6 protein-coding genes are annotated in these 5,724 nt (G+C 71.4%); all 6 read left to right on the forward strand.

Going from position 1 to position 5,724, the window contains the following annotated elements; translation table 11 throughout:
* The first annotated feature begins 687 nt into the window (after positions 1–687).
* On the forward strand, positions 688–1,998 hold the full coding sequence (locus tag VF665_RS06600) for a S8 family serine peptidase (protein WP_331052617.1): 1,311 nt from the start codon (positions 688–690) through the stop codon (positions 1,996–1,998).
* A gap of 175 nt (positions 1,999–2,173) precedes the next feature.
* Positions 2,174–3,499, forward strand: coding sequence for an APC family permease (locus VF665_RS06605; protein ID WP_331052618.1), 1,326 nt, complete (start codon positions 2,174–2,176; stop codon positions 3,497–3,499).
* 156 nt (positions 3,500–3,655) lie between these two features.
* On the forward strand, positions 3,656–4,126 hold the full coding sequence (locus VF665_RS06610) for an AAA family ATPase (RefSeq protein ID WP_331052619.1): 471 nt from the start codon (positions 3,656–3,658) through the stop codon (positions 4,124–4,126).
* Positions 4,123–4,926 carry a L,D-transpeptidase family protein gene (locus VF665_RS06615; protein ID WP_331052620.1) on the forward strand — a complete coding sequence of 268 codons (804 nt, stop codon included), beginning with the start codon at positions 4,123–4,125 and terminating at the stop codon, positions 4,924–4,926. Before VF665_RS06610 ends, VF665_RS06615 begins: the two co-directional genes overlap by 4 nt.
* Before the next feature lie 49 nt (positions 4,927–4,975).
* Positions 4,976–5,527, forward strand: coding sequence for a sigma-70 family RNA polymerase sigma factor (locus VF665_RS06620; protein WP_331052621.1), 552 nt, complete (start codon positions 4,976–4,978; stop codon positions 5,525–5,527).
* Positions 5,528–5,724, forward strand: a 197-nt coding sequence (locus VF665_RS06625) for a hypothetical protein (protein ID WP_331052622.1), incomplete at its 3' end; no start/stop codon positions are given.

The raw sequence follows: 5,724 nt of genomic DNA on the forward strand, positions 1-5,724 counted from the left end.
TTTCCGCGGCGCAAAACTCTGCGCCCCAAGCCGGAACCTCCGCCGGGTGCAGGTGAAGTCCCCCCGTCCGTTTGGGGGGACTTTCCGCCGTTGTTGCGGCAAATTCATTTGCTCAGGAGGCCAAGGGCCACCTCGGGCTGCGCCACACACACCGCGCCATCCGCCCCGGCCAACCCTCCCCCAGTCTTTTTTGGGGGAGGGTGGGTGAGTAATGCGAACCCGGGGGGGGCCGCCCTGGACCCCGCGACCCGCACCGGCCCTTTCCGCCCGCGCCGGTGCAGCCTCACAGCAGTACCGTGAGGCTTTCAGCTGTTGTTGCGGCGAGTTTACTCGCTCAGCGGTCTCGCCTCGCGTCGTCATCCACGGAACCACTTTCGATCCGGGAGCGGATGCATCGCCCCGAAACGCCGTCGTGAAACGGCTGGGTTCAGGCGCTCACGCACCAGGCTGGAACATCAAAATGCGCCGGTACCTGCACCAGAACGGTGCGGGCCGATGCGTTCCGGTACCGCGATCCAGCATTCCTCAAATCCGCAAACACACCTCCTGCAATTACTTGGAGATAAACATACGATGCAGAGTACGTGGCGCACCTGTTGCCTTATCCCTTCCCGTCACCTTCGATCGAGATTCCACCACTTCGGCGTGGTTCTGCGTTCGCGGTTGCCGCCCCACAGGAGGATGTCCATGTCTCGTATTCGTATCGCCGCCGCGGGAGTGCTCTCCCTTGCCGCGGCCGCGTGCTCCGACGCGCCGTCCACCCCCGAGGCGGCTCCGGTTCCGGTGCAGGCCCTGCGCGCCGTGGACGCCGTGGTTCCGGGCGAGGTGATCGTGCAGATGAAGCAGGGCATCTCGCTGAGCGTGCTGACCGGCACCGCCGACGGGCCCCGCTTCAGCCGATCGGTGGCTGGCGGCCGGGTGGGCGTGCTGAGCGTGGCGCGCGGCCAGGAGCGCGCCGAGGCCGCGCGCCTTTCCGCCGACCCGCGCGTGGAGTTCGCCGAGCCAAACTACCTGCGCCAGCCCACCGCCATCGACCCGCGCCTGTGGGCCTACTACAACCCCGGCGGCCAGACGGCGTACTTCAGCGATCCTTCGCAGAGCAACTACGGCCAGCCCCTTCCCGCCACGTACGCGTCGCTCCTGGACGCGGATGAAGACGCGATCGCCACGGTGGGCGCGGGCGGTGCGCCGGTGGTGGTGGCCAGCCTGGACACGGGCGTGGACACCGACCACCCCGAGTTCACCGGCCGCCTGATCCTGGGCAAGGACTGGGTGAACAACGACAACCTGCCGGAAGACGACGACGGGCACGGCTCGCACACCATCGGCACCATGGCGGGCGCCACGGTAGGCGTGGCGGGCGTGACCGGCGCGGCCAGCAACGTCCAGATCTACGTGCAGAAGGTGTGCGGCCCGTCCGGCTGCCCCACCTCGGCCATCGTGAACGCGATCTACGCCGCCGCCGACTACCCGGGCGTGGTGGCCATGAACCTGTCGCTCAGCGGCAGCATCGAGTCCACCGCCGAAAAGAACGCCATCGCCTACGCCCGCAACAAGAACGTGCTGGTGGTGGCCGCCGCCGGCAACGCCGCCACCAGCCGCCTGGGCTGCCCCGCGTGCGACGCCAACGCGGTCGCGGTGTCGTCCACCACGTGGCGCGACGGGCTGGCCAACTACTCGCAGTACGGCAAGGGCCTGGACCTGTCCGCCCCCGGCGGTGAGCTGTACAGCAACACCACCGACGAGATGGGCATCTACAGCGCGTACCTGAACGGCGGCTACGCCTACCTGCAGGGCACGTCCATGGCTTCTCCGCAGGTGGCGGGCGCCGCCGCGGTGGTGGCCAGCAAGACCGGCCTGCGCGGCACCGCGCTGCTGAACCGCCTGCAGAGCACCGCCGACGACATCGGCGCGGCCGGCTACGACACCCGGTTCGGCTACGGGCGCATCAACGTGTACCGCGCCATCACCGGCAGCTCGCTGGGCGCCGGGCTGTAACCCTTCCGCTCCACGCGGATGCCGGCCGGGGCCCCACCGCTGCGGTGGGGCCCCGGCCCGTTTCGTCCCCCTCCATCCGCCCGGCGCAGCGGATGCCTTGCGCGGCGCGAACGGCGGCGCGACGTTGCGGCTCCCCATCCATCGCCCGAAACCTGACCCCCGGACCCGTCCTTCGATGCCGGACCCGCAGACCAGCGCCCCCGACGCGCGCCTCGTACGCGCGCTCGGCGTGTGGGGGCTCGCCGCCAACATCGTGAACGTGACCGTGGGGGGCGGAATCTTTCGCCTTCCCGCCGGGGTGGCGGACCAGCTGGGCGGCGCGGCCCCGCTGGCGTACCTGGTGTGCGCGCTGGCGATGGGGCTCATCGTGCTCTGCTTTGCGGAGGCGGGGAGCCGCGTGGCGCTCACGGGCGGCCCGTACGCCTACGTGGAGGTGGCGTTCGGACCGCTCGTCGGCTTTCTGGCCGGCGTGCTGCTGTGGACGGTGGGCTCCTTCGCCCTGGCCGCGGTGGCGACGATCTTTGCAGACAGCATCGGCGCGCTGATCCCCGCGCTGGGCGGACGAGGCGGGCGCGCCGCCGTGCTGATCGGCGTGTTCGCGCTGCTGGGCGCGGTGAACGTGCGCGGCGTTCGCCAGGGCACCACGCTGAACGCGGTGGCCACGGTCGCCAAGCTGCTGCCGTTGCTCGTGCTGCTGGTGGCGGGCGCTTTTGCGGTGAAAGGCGCCAACCTGGCCTTTTCTGCCCCGGCGTCGGCGGGGGAGCTGGCGCGCAGCAGCATTCTGCTGATCTTCGCCTTCGCGGGGATCGAGAGCGCGCTGGTGCCCAGCGGCGAGGTAAAGAACGTGGCGCGCACCATTCCGCGCGCCATCGGGCTGGCGATGGTGACCATCACCGGGCTTTACATCGCGCTGCACCTGGTGGCGCAGGGCATTCTGGGCGATGCGCTGGCCACGTCGCAGGCGCCGCTGGCGGACGCCGCGGCGGTGGCGCTGGGGCCGTGGGGGCGCACGCTGATCCTGGTGGGCGCCGCCATCAGCATGTTCGGGTACGTGAGCGGAATGACGCTGGCGGTTCCGCGCGCGCTGTTCGCCATGGGCCGGGACGGGTTTCTGCCGCGCGGGCTGGCGACGGTGCACCCGCGCTTTCACACGCCGCACGTGGCCATCGCGGTGCAGGCGGTGGTGGTGCTGGCGCTGGCGCTGAGCAGCGGGTTCGAGCGGCTGGCGGTGCTGGCGAACGTATCGACGCTGCTGCTGTACGCGGCGTGCGCGCTGGCCTCGTGGCAGCTGCGGCGCAAGGGCGTGGAGGCGGGCGGCATTCCGTTCCGCGTCCCGGCCGCGGGGGTGGTGCCCATCCTGGCGCTGGGCGTGATCGGGTGGATGCTGACCTCCATCAAGGCGCACGAATGGGTGGTCGTCGCGGGCGTGCTCGTGCTGGCCGGCCTGATCTACGCCGCCACCGCCCGCAGCCGTGCGGGCCGGGCTCAGGTGCAGCGCTGATTGATACCGCGTCTCTCACGGAGTTCACGGGAAAGGCACGGGGGTCACGGTACTGCCCGGGAACCGGCGGTCGCTCCCGCTGTTCCTCCGTGAACTCCGTGGACCTCCGTGCCCTCCGTGAGAGACGCGGTTTTCAGTTCCCGGACAGATGAGCGCATGGAAGCGGTGATCCTGATCGGCATTCAGGCCTCGGGAAAGAGCACGTTCTACAAGCAGCGCTTCTTCGATACGCACGTGCGCATCAGCTGCGACCTGGTGCGCACCCGCAGCCGCGAGGCGCGCCTGCTGCAGCTGTGCCTGGACACCCGCCAGCCCTTCGCCATCGACAACACCAACCCGCTGGCGGACGAACGGGCGAAGTACATCGTCCCGGCGCGCGAGGCGGGATTCCGCGTGGTCGGATACTTCTTCCGCACGGAGCCGCGCGCCGCCATCGCCCGCAACAACCTGCGCGAGGGCCGCGCCCGCATCCCCATCCCCGGGCTGCTGGGCACCTACAAGAAGCTGCAGGAGCCCCGCGCCAGCGAGGGATTCCACGAACTCCACCTGGTCACCCTCGCACCGGACGGCGGGTTCGTGGTGCAGCCGTTTCTGCCGGCGGATGCGCCCGGGGACGGATCCGCGTGAACTCCGGGCGCTTCCGCGCGTACTATGCGCTCATGCGCACCCTGACCGCCCTTCTCGCCCTCGCCGCCGCGCTCCCCGCGGCGGCCCGCGCCCAATCGGGGCCCGCGTCTCCCTGGCACACTTCCACCCAGGCCATCCTGTCTACCACGGCGGACTGGGACAGCACGGCGGCCGTGCTGCAGCGGTATGAGCGCGACCGGCCGGGCGCTCCGTGGCGCCCCGTGGGCCCGGCGATCGAGGCGGCGGTGGGTCGCTCGGGGCTGGGATGGGGAACGGGGATGCACAGCGGCGACGAAGGGATTCCGGCACCCGCGGGTGATCATCCCACGAAGCGCGAGGGGGACGGGCGCGCGCCGGCCGGCGTCTTTGCGCTCAGCTCCGCCTTCGGGTACGCGGACGCGGCGGAGGCGTCGTGGATCCGCATGCCGTACGTGCAGGCGACTCCTTCCGTCGAGTGCGTGGATGACGGCGCCTCGCGCTTCTACAACCGGCGCGTGGACCGCGACACCATCGCCGCGCCGGACTGGAGCAGCCACGAAGAGATGCGGCGGCCGGATCACCTGTACCGCTGGGGCGTGTGGGTGGACCACAACTCCGCCCCGCCGGTGGCGATGGGCGGCTCCTGCATCTTTCTGCACATCTGGGCCGCGCCGGGCGCCCCCACCAGCGGGTGCACGGCGATGGCGGAAGACGACCTTCGCACCGTGCTGGCCTGGCTGGACCCGCGCGCCCGCCCCGTGCTGGTGCAGCTTCCGCGGGCGGAGCACGCCCGCCTGGCCCCTGGCCAGGGGCTTCCGTGATGGCGTGCCAGCGTTTTGCCGCGGCGCCGTGTCATGAACGGAGCCCGGGATGACGGACGACGTCGCGAGGCTGGTGGAACTGGCCCTGGCCGGCGACGCCGGAGCCGCCGACACCCTGGTGCGGCGGCACATGGGCGCGGCCTACGCCGTGGCGCTGGCGGTCACCCGCAACCCGCAGGACGCCGAGGACGTGGCGCAGGACGCGTTCGTGCTCGCGCTGGAGCGGCTGGCCGAGTGCCGCGACCCGCGCCGCTTTGCCGGCTGGCTGGTGCGCATCGTCCGCAACCGCGCCTTCAACCACCGGCGCTACCTGGGCATTCGCGCCGCCGAGCCGCTGGACGAAGCCTTTCAGTCGCCGGGCGGCGGTTCGCCGGCGGACGACGCGGAGCGCGCGGACCTGCGCGACCGGCTGAACGCCGCCGTGGCGGAGCTTCCCCAGTCGCAGCGCGAAGTGCTTCTGCTGCACGACCTGGAAGGGTGGAAGCACCGCGAGATCGGCGACGTGCTGGGAATGCCCGAGGGCACCGTGAGATATCACCTGTTCAACGCCCGGCGCGCCGTACGCGGCCGCCTGCAGGCGCTGGTTCGCGAGGAGGACTGAATGCAGCCGGAGCCCATGGACCTGAGCCCGCTGGGGTTGACGCCGCGGCGCCACGACCGTCTTTCGGCGGCCGTGCTGGCGCGCGCGCGCGTCGGCGCGGTGCCGCGCTCGCCGCTGCTGGTGCTGGCGGGGTGGGCGCGCCCCTTGCTGGCCGCGGCCGCAACCGTGGCGGCCATCTCGGTGGGCTCGCTGCTCTG

The organism is Longimicrobium sp. (genome assembly GCF_036387355.1).
Classification (GTDB): Bacteria; Gemmatimonadota; Gemmatimonadetes; order Longimicrobiales; family Longimicrobiaceae; genus Longimicrobium.